This window comes from Microbacterium sp. SGAir0570 (assembly GCF_005491085.2).
GTDB classification, from domain to species: Bacteria; Actinomycetota; Actinomycetes; order Actinomycetales; family Microbacteriaceae; genus Microbacterium; species Microbacterium arborescens.
This window is the reverse complement of the sequence record NZ_CP027929.1, coordinates 3,150,444-3,165,203: the sequence shown is the minus strand read 5'-3', so window position 1 is coordinate 3,165,203 and position 14,760 is coordinate 3,150,444. Positions and strand designations below refer to the sequence as shown.

General features: G+C 71.6%; 17 protein-coding genes. 11 read left to right on the top strand and 6 right to left on the bottom strand.

Annotated features, from left to right (window positions below):
* Window positions 1–61 precede the first annotated feature (61 nt).
* Genes C1N74_RS14990 through C1N74_RS14975 form a run of 4 tightly spaced genes read right to left on the bottom strand, consistent with a single transcriptional unit; the run spans window position 62 to window position 2,964 of the window.
* On the bottom strand, window positions 62–322 hold the full coding sequence (locus C1N74_RS14990) for a hypothetical protein (protein ID WP_064955572.1): 261 nt from the start codon (window positions 320–322) through the stop codon (window positions 62–64).
* Window positions 319–696, bottom strand: coding sequence for a flagellar export chaperone FliS (fliS, locus tag C1N74_RS14985; protein WP_023953678.1), 378 nt, complete (start codon window positions 694–696; stop codon window positions 319–321). Before fliS ends, C1N74_RS14990 begins: the two co-directional genes overlap by 4 nt.
* Complete coding sequence (gene fliD, locus C1N74_RS14980) at window positions 693–2,120, bottom strand: flagellar filament capping protein FliD (RefSeq protein ID WP_258317943.1); 1,428 nt, start codon at window positions 2,118–2,120, stop codon at window positions 693–695. Before fliD ends, fliS begins: the two co-directional genes overlap by 4 nt.
* Before the next feature lie 43 nt (window positions 2,121–2,163).
* A complete protein-coding gene (locus C1N74_RS14975) occupies window positions 2,164–2,964 on the bottom strand; it encodes a sigma-70 family RNA polymerase sigma factor (protein ID WP_036305568.1) in 801 nt (266 codons plus the stop codon).
* 239 nt (window positions 2,965–3,203) lie between these two features.
* Between C1N74_RS14975 and flgN the strand changes: the two genes are divergently transcribed.
* Genes flgN through C1N74_RS14955 form a run of 4 tightly spaced genes read left to right on the top strand, consistent with a single transcriptional unit; the run spans window position 3,204 to window position 6,358 of the window.
* The gene (gene flgN, locus C1N74_RS14970) at window positions 3,204–3,686 is read left to right on the top strand and encodes a flagellar export chaperone FlgN (protein WP_036304750.1); all 483 of its coding nucleotides are present in this window, start codon (window positions 3,204–3,206) and stop codon (window positions 3,684–3,686) included.
* An 8-nt stretch (window positions 3,687–3,694) separates the two neighbouring features.
* Window positions 3,695–5,098: a flagellar hook-associated protein FlgK gene (flgK, locus tag C1N74_RS14965; RefSeq protein ID WP_137750825.1), complete on the top strand. Its 1,404-nt coding sequence runs from the start codon at window positions 3,695–3,697 to the stop codon at window positions 5,096–5,098.
* A 13-nt stretch (window positions 5,099–5,111) separates the two neighbouring features.
* The gene (locus tag C1N74_RS14960) at window positions 5,112–5,993 is read left to right on the top strand and encodes a flagellin (RefSeq protein ID WP_137750824.1); all 882 of its coding nucleotides are present in this window, start codon (window positions 5,112–5,114) and stop codon (window positions 5,991–5,993) included.
* Entirely contained in the window at window positions 5,990–6,358 is a 369-nt protein-coding gene (locus C1N74_RS14955; RefSeq protein ID WP_023953684.1) for a flagellar assembly protein FliW, read from the top strand. Before C1N74_RS14960 ends, C1N74_RS14955 begins: the two co-directional genes overlap by 4 nt.
* Before the next feature lie 13 nt (window positions 6,359–6,371).
* Here C1N74_RS14955 and C1N74_RS14950 read toward each other — a convergent pair whose 3' ends face one another.
* Entirely contained in the window at window positions 6,372–7,448 is a 1,077-nt protein-coding gene (locus C1N74_RS14950) for a sugar-transfer associated ATP-grasp domain-containing protein (RefSeq protein ID WP_137750823.1), read from the bottom strand.
* Between the two features lie 97 nt (window positions 7,449–7,545).
* Window positions 7,546–8,391 (bottom strand): flagellin, encoded by an 846-nt coding sequence (locus C1N74_RS14945; protein WP_023953686.1) that lies wholly within the window; start codon window positions 8,389–8,391, stop codon window positions 7,546–7,548.
* A 72-nt stretch (window positions 8,392–8,463) separates the two neighbouring features.
* Between C1N74_RS14945 and C1N74_RS14940 the strand changes: the two genes are divergently transcribed.
* From C1N74_RS14940 to C1N74_RS14910, 7 genes are read left to right on the top strand one after another with little or no spacing between them, the layout of a single operon-like run.
* Window positions 8,464–9,318: a metal ABC transporter ATP-binding protein gene (locus C1N74_RS14940; protein ID WP_103842776.1), complete on the top strand. Its 855-nt coding sequence runs from the start codon at window positions 8,464–8,466 to the stop codon at window positions 9,316–9,318.
* Window positions 9,315–10,196, top strand: a complete 882-nt coding sequence (locus C1N74_RS14935) for a metal ABC transporter permease (RefSeq protein ID WP_023953688.1) — start codon at window positions 9,315–9,317, stop codon at window positions 10,194–10,196. Before C1N74_RS14940 ends, C1N74_RS14935 begins: the two co-directional genes overlap by 4 nt.
* 10 nt (window positions 10,197–10,206) lie before the next feature.
* On the top strand, window positions 10,207–10,623 hold the full coding sequence (locus C1N74_RS14930) for a Fur family transcriptional regulator (RefSeq protein ID WP_023953689.1): 417 nt from the start codon (window positions 10,207–10,209) through the stop codon (window positions 10,621–10,623).
* The gene (locus tag C1N74_RS14925; protein ID WP_036304751.1) at window positions 10,601–11,620 is read left to right on the top strand and encodes a permease; all 1,020 of its coding nucleotides are present in this window, start codon (window positions 10,601–10,603) and stop codon (window positions 11,618–11,620) included. The genes C1N74_RS14930 and C1N74_RS14925 overlap by 23 nt, the downstream gene beginning before the upstream one ends.
* The gene (locus tag C1N74_RS14920; RefSeq protein WP_137750822.1) at window positions 11,613–12,593 is read left to right on the top strand and encodes a DUF1980 domain-containing protein; all 981 of its coding nucleotides are present in this window, start codon (window positions 11,613–11,615) and stop codon (window positions 12,591–12,593) included. The genes C1N74_RS14925 and C1N74_RS14920 overlap by 8 nt, the downstream gene beginning before the upstream one ends.
* A complete protein-coding gene (locus C1N74_RS14915; RefSeq protein WP_036304752.1) occupies window positions 12,583–14,013 on the top strand; it encodes a hypothetical protein in 1,431 nt (476 codons plus the stop codon). Before C1N74_RS14920 ends, C1N74_RS14915 begins: the two co-directional genes overlap by 11 nt.
* Window positions 14,010–14,708: a DNA-3-methyladenine glycosylase gene (locus tag C1N74_RS14910; RefSeq protein ID WP_137751040.1), complete on the top strand. Its 699-nt coding sequence runs from the start codon at window positions 14,010–14,012 to the stop codon at window positions 14,706–14,708. The genes C1N74_RS14915 and C1N74_RS14910 overlap by 4 nt, the downstream gene beginning before the upstream one ends.
* Window positions 14,709–14,760: the final 52 nt, after the last annotated feature.

Here is a 14,760-nt window from a genome sequence, read left to right as displayed (position 1 = left end):
GAGCGATCCGTGCTCAGCATCCCCTATCGGCCACCGCAGCGATGCCGTTAGCCGCGAGCGGTCAGCCGTCGACGTCGAGGTAGACGGCGTCGGGATGCTGCTGCGGGATGCGGTCGAGGGCGTCGAGGTGCCCGCGAACGGTGTCGAGCTCGGTGCGCAGCTGCCGCGACCGGTCGGCCTGTGCGCGCACGACCGCCCGTGCCCGGTCTTGGAGATGCGCGGGGAGCGGGCCGAGCCCGGCGGGCGGATTCCACGGCAGGGCGCCGGTGGGGTCGCCGATCAGCTCCGCCTCGAGCCTGTCGAGCAGGTCGGCCCAGGTCACGCGGGGGCCGCTTCTGCCGCACCGTGCCATGCCTCGCGGAGCGGCGCGATGAGCTCGCGGCACTCGCGGGTGCGGTCGGCGTCGCGCCCGATGTTCGCCCCGATGAGCGTCCGGGTGATGTAGTCGTAGACGGCTCGGAGCGACGCCGACCCGCTCCAGCTGTCGTCGAGCGAGCCGGTGAGCTCGACGAGGATCCGCTGGGCGTGCTGCAGCTGGTCGTTGGCGGTCTGCCAGTCTCCCGATCGCTGCGCCGCCTCGCCGCGTTCGACGTCGAGCAGCAGTCGGTCGAACAGGAGGGTGACCAGGCGCGACGGGCTGGCCGAGAGGATCGTCTCTTCGCGGTAGCGCTGCTGGGCGCGGAGGGCGGCGTTCACTTCTTCGCCGCTCCCGACAGGGCCGACAGCTGCGACTCGAGGTACGACGACTGGGTCTGCAGCCGCGAGAGCATCGTCTCCATCGCGGCGTATGTGCGCTCGAGAGTCGCGCGCCGCTGTTCGAGCCGGAGGTCCCAGCGCGTCAGCTGCTCGCCGAGCATCTTCACCTCGGATTCCTGCCCCGTGATGCGGGTGGTGAGCAGGCCCTCGTACTTGTCGGAGTAGCGCTCCGCGACCTCCTGCACGCGGGCGGCGACGCCGGCGAAGACCTGCTGCACGCCGGCGGGGTCGTCGGCCAGGGCCTTCGTGAAGGCCTCTTCGTCGAAGCTCAGCGCGCCCCACCGGTCGACGCTCAGTCCCATGGTCGAGGGGGCGACCCCGTCGAGCGGCAGCTGCACGGCACCGGTGAGCGCCTGGTGGAGCGCGCGCACCGTGCTGTCGCCCGTGAAGACGCCCAGGGTCGTCTGCTGGCCGGGGGTCGTGGCGGCGGTCGCGGCCGACCCGCGGGCGATACCCGCCAGCAGCGTGCCGATCTGCGTGACGAAGGCCTTCGCGGCGGACGCGCTGCCCGCGGCGTCGGCCGACACGGTCACCGAGACCGGCGTAGCCGACGCGCGGCTCACCGTGACGTCGACGCCGGCGAACAGCGACGTGAAGGTGTTGCTCGCCGAGGTCACGGTCTGCTCCGCGGCGGTTCCCGCCCACAGGCGCACCTGGGCGTCCGCGCCTACCGTCACGATCGCCGATCCGGGCTCGGTGGCGAGATCGGTCGCCGAGCCCGCCGCGACGGACGCGGCGTCGCCGCGGAACACCTGGAACGCGTTGTCGGCGCCCGTCTCGGTCGCGGTGATCTGCAGACGCCACAGGGCCTGACCGTCCGCGTCGACGCCCGCCGACACCGCCGACGCGGTGATGCCGGTTCCGGTGGCGCTCAGGGCGTGGGCGATGTCGGCCGCAGCGCCCGACGTCGGTCGGACCTCGATCGGCTCGCCATCTGCGCCGAGCACCGTGAAGACGAGCGGGTCGTCCGTCGCGGAGCCGAACGGCCCCGTGACGACGCTCTGGGCCGTCGCGACGCGGTCGACGACGACATCGGCGCGCAGGACGGGTGCGCCCGCCGATGCCGTCACCGTCACGCTGTCGTCCGAGCTGGTCGCCGTCCGCTGCAGGAGTGCCGTCGGGGCGGCGGCATCCTTCGCCTTCGTCACCAGCGACTGCAGCGACGCATTGAGTGCCTGCAGCTGGGCGATGACGGCTTTGCGGTCGTCGGACTTCGCGCTGAGGATCGTGCGCGGAAGGCGCTCGACGTTCATGAGCGCGTCGATGATGGCCTTGGTGTCGAGATTCGAGGCGAGGCCGTCGATCGAGATCGCCATGTGCCCGTCCTGTCGGTCGTCGGTGCGGTCGCGTGCGCGCCGTCCCATCGCTCTATCGACCGCGGAGACAGGACCGTTAGCCCGAGACGCGTCAGAGCGCGACGGATGCCGCCGGCGTCACGCCGCGGCCGGTGCGGGGCAGCATCGCGGTGATGCGGGCGAAGTACGCCTCGCGCGTCTCGACCGAGACCCGCGAGATGGGTTCGGCCTGCTCTTCGGCGGCGAACCGCTCGAGGGCGTCGCGGAGCAGCCGGATGGCCTCGGCGCGCTGCTGCGAGACCGCGGAGTGCGAGACGCCCAGCTCGGCGGCGATCTCCTTGACGGGACGCTCGTCGATGTAGACGGCCTGGACGATGGCCCGCATGCGCTCCGGCAGAGCAGCCACGGCGCGCTCGAGGACGTCGCGGCGCTCGCGCAGCACGGCGGCCTCGTCGGGGAGGACCATCGGGCTCGGCACCTCGAGCGCCGTCGCATCGTCGATGCTCGTGACCGTGCGCGCGGCGTCGTCGAGGGCTTCGACGACGGCGGCACGGGGCAGGCCCATCGTGGCGGCGATCTCGTCGACGCCGGCGACGCGGCCGAGGCGAGCGGTCAGGGTGTCGCGGACGGCCGTGGTCTCCTTGATGCGCTTGCGGATGCCGCGCGAGGCCCAGTCCATCGAGCGCATCTCGTCGGCGAACGCGCCGAGGATGCGTCGGCGTGCGTACGCGCCGAAGGGGACGCCGAGGGCGGGGTCGAATGCATCGGCGGCCGTCACGAGTGCCAGGGCGCCGACCGACGCCAGCTCCTCGAGGGGCACGTGCGTCGCCCGCGAGTGCAGATCCCGCGCCAGATAGCCCACGAGGGGCAGGTTCTCTTCGATGAGTCGATTGCGTTCCGCGTGACCGAGGATGTGCAAGGGGGCCTCTTTCGTGGCGTGCACCCGCTCCCGCGGCCCGAATTCGCGGAAGCCGTCACGCCGGCTGAGGCCATCATAAGCAAAATGAGAAAGATCTCATACGAAATCCTGAGGAGATGTAACGGGATCGACTCATCGGCCGATAGACGAGGATGATCGCTTCAGAACGGTTCGTCGGAAGAGCGAGTCGTTCGATGCGGTCCATGGGGGGCTGCTCAGGTAAGGGGGACACCTTGGGAGCTAACGAACTGTCGATGCAGCTGTGGCGCGAGCGCGAGCTGCTCGAGATGCTGATCTTCAAGCTCGAGGAGCAGCGCCTGCTGCTCGAGGCGGGGAACACGCGCTGGATCCATCTCGCATCGCGCGAGATCGAGCGCGTCCTGGAGGAGCTGCGCGAGTCGGGTCTCGGCCGCGACGTCGAGGTCGCCGCCGTCGCCCGCGAGTGGGGCGTGCCCGAGGCCGCCACGCTGTCGGAGCTGCTCGACTCGGCCCCGACCGGCACGTGGCGCGACGTCTTCGCCGAGCACCGCGCGGCGCTGACCGAACGCATGGCCGAGGTCTCGCAGCTCAAAGAGGCGAACGAGACGCACCTGCGCGCAGCGAGCCGCGCAGTGGACGAGACGCTCGCCGGACTCGAGTCCGGGACGGGCGAATACACCACGGGCGGCGGGCGGGTCCGCGAGGACACCGCGCGCATCGTCGACCGGGAGATGTGAGGACGCAGATGTCGACATTCAGCGGGTTGGGGACGGCCGCGAGCGCGCTCGCGGCGGCGCGGCGCGGCATGGATCTCGCGGGACAGAACGTCGCCAACCAGCTGACGCCCGGCTACACGCGGCAGCGGCTCGAGACGTCGGCGGTCGCGCCGCCCGCGGGTGCGACCCGGTTCGGGCCGGTCGCCGGCCAGGGCGTCTCCGTCGACGGCATCGCGCGATTGGGCGATGCCGTGCTCGACGCGCGCGTTCGCGACACGCTGGCGGCATCCGGGTACTGGTCCGCTCGCGCGCAGGCAGCGGTGCGAGCCGAGGCCTCGCTCGCCGAACCGGGCAAGAACGGTCTGGCCGACCAGCTCTCGCAGCTGTGGACCGCGTGGCAGGACTTGTCGAACGCTCCCGACTCCACCGCTGCGGCCGCCGCGGTCGTGACGCGGGGCGAGACGCTCGTGGCGCGCATCGCCGACGGATACCGCTCCGTCGCCGAGCAGTGGTCGTCGGCGCGCGATGCCGCCGAGCTGACGGTCGATCAGATCAACGCCGCCGCCGCCGAGATCACGGAGCTCAACGCCGGGATCCGCGAGGTCGGCGTCGCGGGCGGCTCGGCCAACGAGCTCATCGACCGCCGCAATCTGCTCGCGCAGACCGTCTCGCGGCTCTCCGGCGCCGTGGGGACGGTCGAGGCGGACGGCACCCTCACCCTGCGGGTCGACGGGAACGCGCTCGTCTCGGGCACGCGAGCCCGTGAGCTCGAGGTCACCGGACCCCGCTCGATCGGCGCGGGCGAGCCGGTCGTGCTCGCCTGGCGCGAGCCCGGCGCCCCGCCCGTCGGGGTCTCGAGAGGAGAGCTGGCCGGCACCCTGTCGGTGCTCGCGCCCGCCGACTCGGGGGGAGTGCTGGCCGGGCTGGCATCGTCGTACAACGATCTCGCGGCATCCCTCGCCGCCACCGTCAACGCTCAGCACCGGCTCGGGGCGACGGCGTCGGGCGCAGCAGGAGGAGACTTCTTCGCCCTCGCAGCCGACACGCCCGCCGCGCTCGGACTGAGCGTCGTGCCCCGCGGACGCGACGACCTGGCGATCGCCGCACCCGGCTCCGGCGCTCTCGACGGCGGCAACGCCGATGCGCTGTCGGGCATCGGGAAGCGCACCGACGGACCCGACGCGCTGTGGAGCGATGTCGTCTCGCGGCTCGCGGTCGCCACCGCCGCCGAGTCGGGACGGGCCGCGCGCGCCGAGACGACGGCGGTCGCCGCAGCGGCCGCGCAGCAGTCGGTCGCGGGCGTCGACAACGATGAGGAGACCATGAGCCTGCTGACCTATCAGACCGCCTACCAGGCGGCGGCGCGCGTGCTCACCGCCGTCGACGAAGCCCTCGACATCCTCATCAACCGCACCGGCCTCGTCGGCCGCTGACACCCGGAGCGCCATGATCAGCCGAGTCACATCGCAGACGCTCGCGCAGTCCGCCCTGCGGAACCTGCAGTCGGGCCTGAACGACCTCTCTCGCCTGCAGAACCAGGCGACCTCGCAGCGGGCTTTCGCCGCTCCGTCCGACGACCCGGCCGCCGCGTCGGCCGCGCTCGACCTCCACGCGGCCCAGCACCGCAACGCCCAGTACGCCCGCAACATCGGCGACGGCCTCACCTGGGTCACCACCGTCGACAACGCCATCTCGGCGTCGACATCGCTGCTCGGACGAGCCCGTGACCTCACGCTGCGCGGCGCGAACTCGGGGGCGCTCGACGCCAACGCGCGCGAGGCGATCGCGCTCGAGCTCGAGACCATCGCCGACGAGCTGTTCGCCCAGGCGAACACGACGCTGCTCGGACGCTCGGTCTTCGCCGGCACCACCGAAGGCAGCGCCTTCGCCGACGATTTCACGTTCGCGGGGGTGCCGGGTAGCGAGGTGCGCCGGCGCGTCGCCGACGGCGAGACGGTGCGCGTCGACGCGAGCGGCGCGGAGGTGTTCGGGTCGGGCGGCGGCTCGGTCTTCGCCCTGATCGGATCGATCGTCGCCGATCTGCGGGGCGGAGCCGACGTACGGGGCCGCATCGACCAGATCGACGACCGCATGAACGCGATGCTGGGGGTGCAGGGCACGGTGGGGGCGAGGCAGAATCAGATCATGCGAGCCAAAGACGCGGCGGCCGACGCGACGGTGTCCCTCGAAGCGCAGCGCGCGGCGGTCGAGGACATCGACACCGTCGAGGTGCTCGTCGCCCTGAAGTCGCAGGAGCTCGTCTACCAGTCCGCGCTCGCCGTCACCGCCCGGGTGATGCAGCCGACGCTGATGGACTTCCTCCGATGAGCGCCCTCGAGTTCGTGACGCCGCCGCCCGGACTGTCTCCGCACACGACCTTCGCCCTCGACGAGGTGGCGGGTGGTGGAGGCCTCTACACGCTGACGGCCGCCGACGATCCCGGGGTGCGGCTGTTCGCGGTCGATCCGGGTGCCGTCGTCGACGACTACGCGCCCACGCTCTCCGACGCGCACGCCGCCGACCTGGGGCTGACCGAGCCGGCCGATGCCCGGGTGCTCGTGGTGGCGCGGATGACGGACGAGGGCATCGGCGTGAACCTCCTCGCACCCGTCGTGATCAACCGGCGCACCGGCGTCGCGGCACAGGTCATCCTCGAGGGCCAGGACCTGCCCGTCCGTGCCCTGTTGAGCTGAGGCCGGGCCGGATTCAGGCCACCGCGCGCGCCGAGGCGGCGTGCGGGAGCGACGGCGCCGACACGGCGGCATCCGCGTCGATCGCTGCGAGGTAGCGCGGCTTGTGGCCCGTGCGGATCCCGGTCGCGCTGGGCTTGTTCTCGTAGACGCCCGCGGCCCAGTTGCCCTCGACGAGCACCGGTCCGGTCGGCGAGACCGCGATGTCCCAGCCGACGTAGCGCACCTGCGGCACGACGCGCGCGAGCCGGTCGACGAACTCGAGCACCTCGTCGAACATCGGCAGGCGGAAATCGGCGATGCGGATGCCGCTGTCGGGATGCGTCGGGTACACGCGGTCGTTCGAGTCGTAGCCGTCGCCCGTGGCGCGCCCGGTCTCGTCGAGCATCGCGTAGAACCCGCCGAAGGCGTTCTGGTCGCTGACGGCTCCGCGGCCGAACTTCTGGGCCATTGCAAGCACGTGCGTTCGCTCGCCGTCGAAGTAGGTCGTCACGCGTGTGGTGTTGACGGTGCCGGCGCAGAGGGCTGCGAGCTCGTCGTGTTGGCGGATGACCTCTTCGATGAGCGTCTCGCCGCGTTCGAGCAGTCCGCGGTGGAACCGCGACCAGTCGGTGACGTCGCGGGCGAGGTAGCGGTGCACGCCGAGGCCAGCGCGTCCCATCGGCTCCTTCGTCACGATCGTGCCGTGGCGCAGCGCGAAGGCGCGCACGTCGTCGGCGTTGTCGGCGGTCACGACCAGCCACTCGCGCTGCAGGTACGGGGCGAAGGTGTCGTTGAAGGCGATCTTGTCGTGGAAGAGGTGCCGGTACGCCGGATCGTCGAACCGCACCGCGAGGCGGTGCGAGACGGGGCTCGTCATGTAGGTCGCGCGCTCGGCGCGGGTGAGCATCGCGAAGTCGTAGTCGATGTAGTCCTGGAATCCGACGCCGCGCACCCCGGCCTGCCAGAGCATGTCGACGACGACCCCGAGCGTGCTGCGGCCGTGCCGCTGCCCGGCCCGGCGTGCGCGGGCGACGAGGCTGCTCGGGTTCACACGGCGCGCCCGCTCCCACAGGAAGGGGAGTCCGGGCGTCAGGGTTCGGGGGAATGTCATCGGGTTCCTCGTCAGTTCTCTCAGGCGCGTTCCCGCGGTGCGCCCGCGACGGCGATGGGTCCTGCGTCGGGCGGCGCAGGACCCACCGTCGCGAGGCTTACCGGAGCAGCTGGAGCACGCCCTGGTTGGCCTGGTTCGCCTGCGCGAGCATGGCGGTGCCCGCCTGCGACAGGATGTTCGCCGCGGTGTACTTGACCATCTCGGCGGCCATGTCGGTGTCGCGGATGCGGCTGTTGGCCGCCGACAGGTTCTCCGCCGACACGTTCAGGCTGTTGATGGCCGACTCGAAGCGGTTCTGCGATGCACCGAGGCTCGACCGGGCGGTCGAGATCGCGTTGATCGCGGTGTCGATCGTGTCGACCGTGCCGCGTGCGGCCGCGTTGTCGGTGATCACGAAGCCGGCGCCGACGGCGGTGCCGTCTGCCGAGGCGAGCGTGCCGACGGCGGTCGCGACGTCGGCCAGGTCGATCGTGATCGCGTCGTTCTCGGTGCCGCCTGCGCCGACCTGGAACGTCAGCTCCCCGCCCTTGAGCAGGTCGATGCCGTTGAAGTTGGTCGACTCGGCGATACGGCGCAGCTCGAGGCTGAGCTCACCGGCCTCCTTGGTGATGGCGGCGCGCGAGTTGTCGTTGTTCGAGCCGTTGCCGCCCTGGACAGCCAGGTCGCGCATGCGCTGGAGGATCGAGTGGACCTCCGTCAGGGCGCCTTCCGCGGTCTGGATGACCGAGATGCCGTCCTGAGCGTTGCGCGAAGCCACGTTGAGCCCGTTGACCTGAGACTTCAGGCCTTCCGAGATCGCGAGGCCGGCGGCGTCGTCCGCAGCGCGGTTGATGCGCAGACCGCTCGAGAGCTTCTCGAGCGACTTCGACACATCGTTCTGCGTGCTGGACAGGTTGCGGTACGCGTTGAGCGCGCCCACGTTGGTGGCGATCTGCATTCCCATGGTTCATTCCTCCGTGATTGGGATGAGCGGGAGCCCGTCCTAGGCTCCCGGAGTCCGTCCGTGGACTCCTGGATGCCTCTATCGACCGCTCATCGTCATCGGTTAGGCGGGTACGCTGACCCGGTGAGCCTGCTCGAGATCCGTGGTGCCGCACTGCGGCGTTCCGGGCGTGAGCTGTGGAGCGGGCTCGACCTCACCGTCGAGCCGGGCGAGCTCATCGCGGTCCTCGGCCCGAGTGGTTCGGGCAAGACGACGCTGCTGCGCGCGATCCTCGGGCTCGAGCGGTTGAGCGAGGGATCGATCACGGCGCTCGGCCGACCGGTCAAGCACAAGGGCAACCGGTCGATCGGCTACCTGCCGCAGGCGCGCCCACTGCCACGCGACACCGCGCTGCGCGCCCGCGACCTCATCGCCCTCGGCGTCGACGGGCACCGATTCGGCCTTCCGCTGCCGCACCGGCGCGACCGTGAACGGGTCGACCGCCTGCTCGACGGTGTGGGGGCGACGGCGTTCGCCGACCGCCCGGTGGGCGTGCTGTCGGGTGGGGAGCAGCAGCGTCTGCGCGTGGGGCAGGCCCTCGCCGACGATCCGCAGCTGCTGCTGTGCGACGAGCCGCTGACGAGTCTCGATCTGGCGAACCAGCAGGCCGTCGTCGGGCTCATCGACCAGCATCGGCGCTCGGGTGCCGGGGTGCTGCTCGTGACGCACGACATCAACCCGGTGCTCGGCAAGGTCGACCGCATCCTCTACATCGCGAACGGCCGCTTCACGCTCGGCACCCCGAAGGAGGTGCTGACCTCGCCCGTCCTCACCGACCTGTACGGTGCCCCGGTCTTCGTGCTGCGCGCCGGCGACCGGCTGGTCGTCGTCGGCGCCCCGGACGCCGACGCCTCGCACCACCACCACGACCACGGAGACCACGCATGAACTGGGCCGATGTCTGGGATGCGATGTTCGGCGGCCTCCCCGTCTACGGCGACATCCTCGCGCTCGTGCAGAACTCGGTGTGGGCGGGAGCCGTCCTCGGCCTCGTGGGCGGGCTCATCGGCGTCTTCGTGCTGCAGCGCGACATGGCCTTCGCCGTGCACGGCATCAGCGAGCTCTCCTTCGCGGGCGCCGCCGCCGCGCTGCTGATCGGGGTCGATGTGGTGACGGGATCCATCGTCGGGTCGATGATCGCCGCCGCCCTCATCGGGTGGCTCGGCTCGCGGGCGCGCGACCGCAACTCGATCATCGGCGTCCTCATGCCGTTCGGCCTCGGCCTCGGCATCCTCTTCCTGTCGCTCTACGACGGCCGCAGCGCCAACCGCTTCAGCCTGCTGACCGGTCAGATCGTGTCGGTGCAGTCGGGTCAGCTCGGATGGCTGATCGGCATCGGAGCGTTCGTGCTCATCGCCCTCCTGCTGATCTGGCGCCCCCTGCGCTTCGACTCGCTCGATCCGCAGTCCGCCGCGGCGCGTGGCGTGCCCACCGTCGCGGTGTCGCTCGGGTTCATGCTGCTGCTCGGGCTCATCGTCGCCGTCGCGGTGCACATCATCGGCGCGCTGCTCGTGATGGCGCTGCTCGTCACGCCCGCCGCCGCGGCCGTGCGGGTCGCGACCGGGCCCCTTGCGGTGCCGCTGCTGGCCGCCCTGTTCGGCGTGGTGTCGGCGGTGGGCGGCATCCTGCTGGCCGTTGCCGGAACGCTGCCGGTGAGTCCCTACATCACCACGATCTCGTTCACGATCTACCTGGTGTGCCGCATCGTCGGCGGCCGCCGTGGCCGGGTCCTGCGCACCCAGCCGATGCCGAGGCGCGCCGAGTAGACTCGCCGCCATGGCTCAGCGGAACACCTGGCAGCGCGAGCGCGTGCGCACGGCGCTGTCCGATGCCCGCGGGTTCGTCTCGGCGCAGGACCTCCACGCGTCGCTGCGCGACGACAACACCGGCATCGGGTTGGCGACGGTCTACCGAGCCCTCGCGACCCTGGCCGCCTCGGGCGAGGCCGACCAGCTGCAGAGCCCCGACGGCGAGGCCATCTACCGCGCCTGCTCGAGCGACGGGCATCACCATCATCTGATCTGCCGATCCTGCGGCCTGACGGTCGAGATCCAGGCCTCGGATGTCGAGGAGTGGGCGCACCGCACCGCCGCCGCCAACGGTTTCACGCAGGCCGAGCACATCGTCGACATCTTCGGCGTCTGCGCCGCGTGCTCCGCGGCCCGAGCCGATGAGAAGCGTGGCGGGGCCTAAGACCGCACGGCTCGCGCCATCTCCCGCGACGCGTTCGGCCGTCGCGCTCGGGATCGGTGCGGCCGTCGTCGCCGTTCTCGTCGCGGTAGCCGCGCTCACCCCCGGGCCGTCCCTGCCGACGCGGGCTCAGGACGGCGTGACGCTCGGACTGAGCGTGCTCATCGAGTCGCTGCCGTTCGTCCTGCTCGGCGTCGTGCTGTCGATCGTCGTGCAGGTGTGGGTGCCGCCGGGAGTGATCGAACGCTGGATGCCGCGGCGCGCCTGGGCCCGCCGCGCCGTGCTGTCGCTGCTGGGGATGCTCATCCCGGTCTGCGAGTGCGGCAACCTGCCGTTTGCGCGAGGCCTCATGATCCGCGGGTTCTCGGTGCCCGAGACGATGACCTTCCTCATCGCGGCGCCGATCGTGAACCCCATCGTCATCATCACGACCCACCAGGCGTTCGGGTTCGACGACGGCATCCTGATCGCCCGGCTGCTCGGCGGGTACGCCGTCGCGAACCTGATCGGCTGGCTGTACTCGCGGCATCCCGATCCCGACGGCCTGCTGACCGATCGTTTCCTGGCGGCGTGCGAGCTCGCGGCCGAGGATCCGGGCGGCAAGGGGCGCCGCAGCCTCGCGCAGTTCGTCGTCGAGCTGCGAGCCGTCATGCCGGCCCTCGTCCTCGGTTCGGCGATCGCCGGCGCCGTGCAGGTGCTGGTGCCGCGCGACACACTGCTCGCGATCGGGTCGAACCCGGCGCTGTCGATCCTCGCGATGATCCTGCTCGCGATGATCGTGTCGATCTGCTCCAACGTCGACTCGTTCTTCGCTCTGTCGTTCGCGTCGACCTTCACCCCCGGGTCGATCGTGGCGTTCCTGCTCGTCGGCCCGCTCGTCGACGTGAAGATGCTCGCGCTCATGCGCACGACGTTCCGCAGTCGCGTGCTCGTCGGGCTCGTCGTGATCGTCGTGCTCTTCGCGATCGCCGTCGGAGGGATGGTGAATCTCTTTGCCTAAGTCATCGGCCCTGCTGACCCGCCTGTTCGGAGTCGGGCTCGCCGCCGCGCTCGCGGCCATCACCGTCACCCTCGCCGTCACGGGCCGGATCGGGCTCTACATCAACCCGGAGTCGGCCTGGTTCGCCGTCGGGATGTCGGTGCTCGGGCTGATCGGGACCGTCGTGAGCTTCGCGCTGCCGCTCGGCGCCGAGGCCGATCACGGACACGACCACGGCGAGCTGCACGGGCACGGCCACGGGCACGGGCGCGGGCATGGTCACGCTGCCGCGCCGCACGAGCATCAGGACGCCCATAGCGATCCTGCGCCCGCTGCCCCGGCCACGCCCTCGGACGCACTGCCGACCCCGGCGCCGACCTCCCGTCGCGACGCCCGCGCCGCGGCGCTCGCCGGCGACACCGCCGCCCTCGCCGGCGACACCGCCGCGCCCGGTGCCGCCGTCGCGCCGGTGCGCCCGCGCCCCGATTGGCGTCTCGTGCTGGGCTCCGCGGCCGCGGGGACGGGCGGGCTGCTCGCGACGGGCATCGTCGCGGTGGCGCTCGTGACGCCGCCGGCGACTCTGTCGGCCGAGCTCGCGATGTCGCGTGACACCGGCACGCCGCCGCTGTTCCAGGGCGCCGACACGGTCGCCCTTGCGACGACCGGCGACACGTCGTCGTTCGGTGTCGGCGAGTGGGCGAGCGTCTTCGCGACGGCGACGAACCCGGAGGCGTTCGAGGGCGACGAGATCAGCCTGACCGGTTTCGTGACGCCGTCGAGCTCGGGGGGCTTCGGACTGACCCGGCTCGTCATCACCCACTGCGTCATCGATGCTCAGCCCGCGAGCATCCCGATCGGGGAGGCCTCCGACATCCCCGCGACGGGGGAGTGGGTGACCGTCACCGGCGTGATCCGCGACCGCGACGGCACCCTCGTCGTCGAGGCCATCGGGGTGCAGACCGTCGACGAGCCCGAGGACCCCTATGAGTACTGACGGGACGGCCCGGACCTCGCGGCGCGGGCGGACGCGCGTGCGCCGTTCGCGACGGTTCGTCGTCGCGATGGTCGCGGTCGTGGGGGCTCTCGCCCTCGTCGGCGGCGCCAGCGCCGTGCTGACGACGGTGCAGGGGCCGCGTGCGACGTCGACGAGCGTCGACCCGCAGGCCGGGATCGAATCGGCGGGATCGCGCCTGATCGTGACGACGACGCAGTCGCTCGAGGAGATCGATCCGGCGCAGGTGCACATCGAGCCGGCCGCGGACTTCACCGTCGACACGTCGGGGCGCCAGATCGGCATCCGGTTCACTCTGCCGCTGCGTGACGCGACCGACTACACCGTTCGGATCGACGGCGTCCAGGGTCTGGGCGGGGGTCCGGCCGCGACGATCGAGGAGTCGTTCTCGACGCCGGCGTTAGAGACCTACATCCTGCAGCGCGGTGGCGCCGAGGACACCATCTTCCGCACGGGGCTCGACGGCGAGGACGCGGTGCCCGTGTTCGCGGATCCGCACATCGAGGACTTCCGGGCGACATCGACCCATCTCGCGATCGTGACCGCCGACGACGAGGGTGTGTCGACGCTCGTCGTCACGGACCGTGAGGGCCAGGGGCGGCGCGAGCTCGCGCTGCCCGGACGCGGCTTCGTCACCAACCTGCAGACCGCCGATCGCGGCGATCTGATCGGCTACACGTACACCGACGCGGGAATCGGCTCGGGTGGCGGTCTTGAGAGCGCGTTGTTCACGGCGTCGCTCACCGAAGCCAGCGCCGATGACGAGCCGGCGCAGCTGCAGTTCGCGGGCGGAGACGCGCGCATCGATGACTGGCGGTTCGTGCCGGGGACGGATGCCGTGCTCCTGCTCGGCTTCGACGGGGCCCTGACACTCGTCTCGGCGGCCGGGGGCGAGCCCGTCTCGCTCGGCAATGCGATCACGATCGACGGCATCGCCCGTGGCTCGACGGAAGCCATCGTGCAGCGCGCGACCGGGCTTGTCGCGATCGACCTCGCCACCGCGGAGGAGCGGCCGTTGAGCGCCGCGGATGCCGCAGCCGGCGAGACCCAGTCGGTCACGGCGCTGCCCGGCAACGCGGACGAGACGCTGCGTGTGCTCTCGCGGCTCGACGGCTTCACGGTGCTGTCGACGTCGGCTGCGGTCGTGGGCGCCGACGGCGCGACGCGTGACGTGTTCACGGTCGCCCCGGAGAATCTGCTGCTGCACACGTGCGTGTCGCCGAGCAGCCGGTACGCCGCGTTCCTCATCGCGCCCGATGCGGTCTCGAACCCGTACGACGCGTATGCGCTTCCGCTGCCCGAACGCGTGCAGACCCACATCGTCGACCTCGGCACCGGCGAGGAGGTATCGGCTCTCAGCGGGTTCGACATCTCGTGGTGCCAGAGCGCGCCGCGGCCATGAGCGTCGGCGATGACGTCGTGCCGCCGGGTTTCCATCCGGCGACGAGGGAGGAGCTCGCGCACCTTCCGGTGCAGGTTGCCCCCCGGCTGCTGGGTGGCCTCCTCGAGGTCGTGGTGGATGGGGCGCGGGTCGTCGCTCGGCTGACCGAGGTCGAGGCCTACCACGGACGTGACACGGGCGACCTGCCCGACCCCGGATCGCACGCGCGGATGGGACAGACCGCGCGCAACGCCACCATGTGGGGCGAGCCCGGGCATCTGTACGTCTACCTCAGTCACGGCATCCATTCCTGCGTCAACGTCGTCTGCGGTCCGTCAGGCGTCGCGGGTGGTGTGCTGCTGCGCGCGGCGGAGATCGTCGAGGGCGCGGATGTCGCCCACGGGCGGCGTGCCGCCGCCCGGACGCACCGCGATCTCGCTCGCGGGCCCGGACGGCTCGGCGAGGCCCTCGGCCTCCGGCATCCGGTGCACGACGGCATCGACGCCGTCGCACAGGTCGAGCGGGACGGGGCCGTAGCTCGCCTGCTGCTCCGGGACGTCCCGGAGCCCGACGTTCTGACCGGCCCGCGAGTGGGAGTCGCGGGAATCGCGGGAACCGACGCGTTCCCGTGGCGGTTCTGGATCGCCGGTGACCCGACGGTCTCGCCTTTCCGGTGGGGTCGCGGCGCCGCCGAGGCAGCGTTGCGCGGCCGCTGACACTCGATCGCCCCGCCGCCCCGCCGACCCGCCGACCCGACACGAATGGTCG

What these genes read in the sequence shown, in the direction of transcription:
- fliD (WP_258317943.1), bottom strand. Translation starts at nt 2,120, where the DNA reads ATGGGACGGCGCGCACGCGACCGCACCGACGACCGACAGGACGGGCAC.
- flgK (WP_137750825.1), top strand. Translation starts at nt 3,695, where the DNA reads ATGTCGACATTCAGCGGGTTGGGGACGGCCGCGAGCGCGCTCGCGGCG.
- C1N74_RS14960 (WP_137750824.1), top strand. Translation starts at nt 5,112, where the DNA reads ATGATCAGCCGAGTCACATCGCAGACGCTCGCGCAGTCCGCCCTGCGG.
- C1N74_RS14955 (WP_023953684.1), top strand. Translation starts at nt 5,990, where the DNA reads ATGAGCGCCCTCGAGTTCGTGACGCCGCCGCCCGGACTGTCTCCGCAC.
- C1N74_RS14950 (WP_137750823.1), bottom strand. Translation starts at nt 7,448, where the DNA reads ATGACATTCCCCCGAACCCTGACGCCCGGACTCCCCTTCCTGTGGGAG.
- C1N74_RS14945 (WP_023953686.1), bottom strand. Translation starts at nt 8,391, where the DNA reads ATGGGAATGCAGATCGCCACCAACGTGGGCGCGCTCAACGCGTACCGC.
- C1N74_RS14940 (WP_103842776.1), top strand. Translation starts at nt 8,464, where the DNA reads ATGCCTCTATCGACCGCTCATCGTCATCGGTTAGGCGGGTACGCTGAC.
- C1N74_RS14935 (WP_023953688.1), top strand. Translation starts at nt 9,315, where the DNA reads ATGAACTGGGCCGATGTCTGGGATGCGATGTTCGGCGGCCTCCCCGTC.
- C1N74_RS14930 (WP_023953689.1), top strand. Translation starts at nt 10,207, where the DNA reads ATGGCTCAGCGGAACACCTGGCAGCGCGAGCGCGTGCGCACGGCGCTG.
- C1N74_RS14925 (WP_036304751.1), top strand. Translation starts at nt 10,601, where the DNA reads ATGAGAAGCGTGGCGGGGCCTAAGACCGCACGGCTCGCGCCATCTCCC.
- C1N74_RS14915 (WP_036304752.1), top strand. Translation starts at nt 12,583, where the DNA reads ATGAGTACTGACGGGACGGCCCGGACCTCGCGGCGCGGGCGGACGCGC.
- C1N74_RS14910 (WP_137751040.1), top strand. Translation starts at nt 14,010, where the DNA reads ATGAGCGTCGGCGATGACGTCGTGCCGCCGGGTTTCCATCCGGCGACG.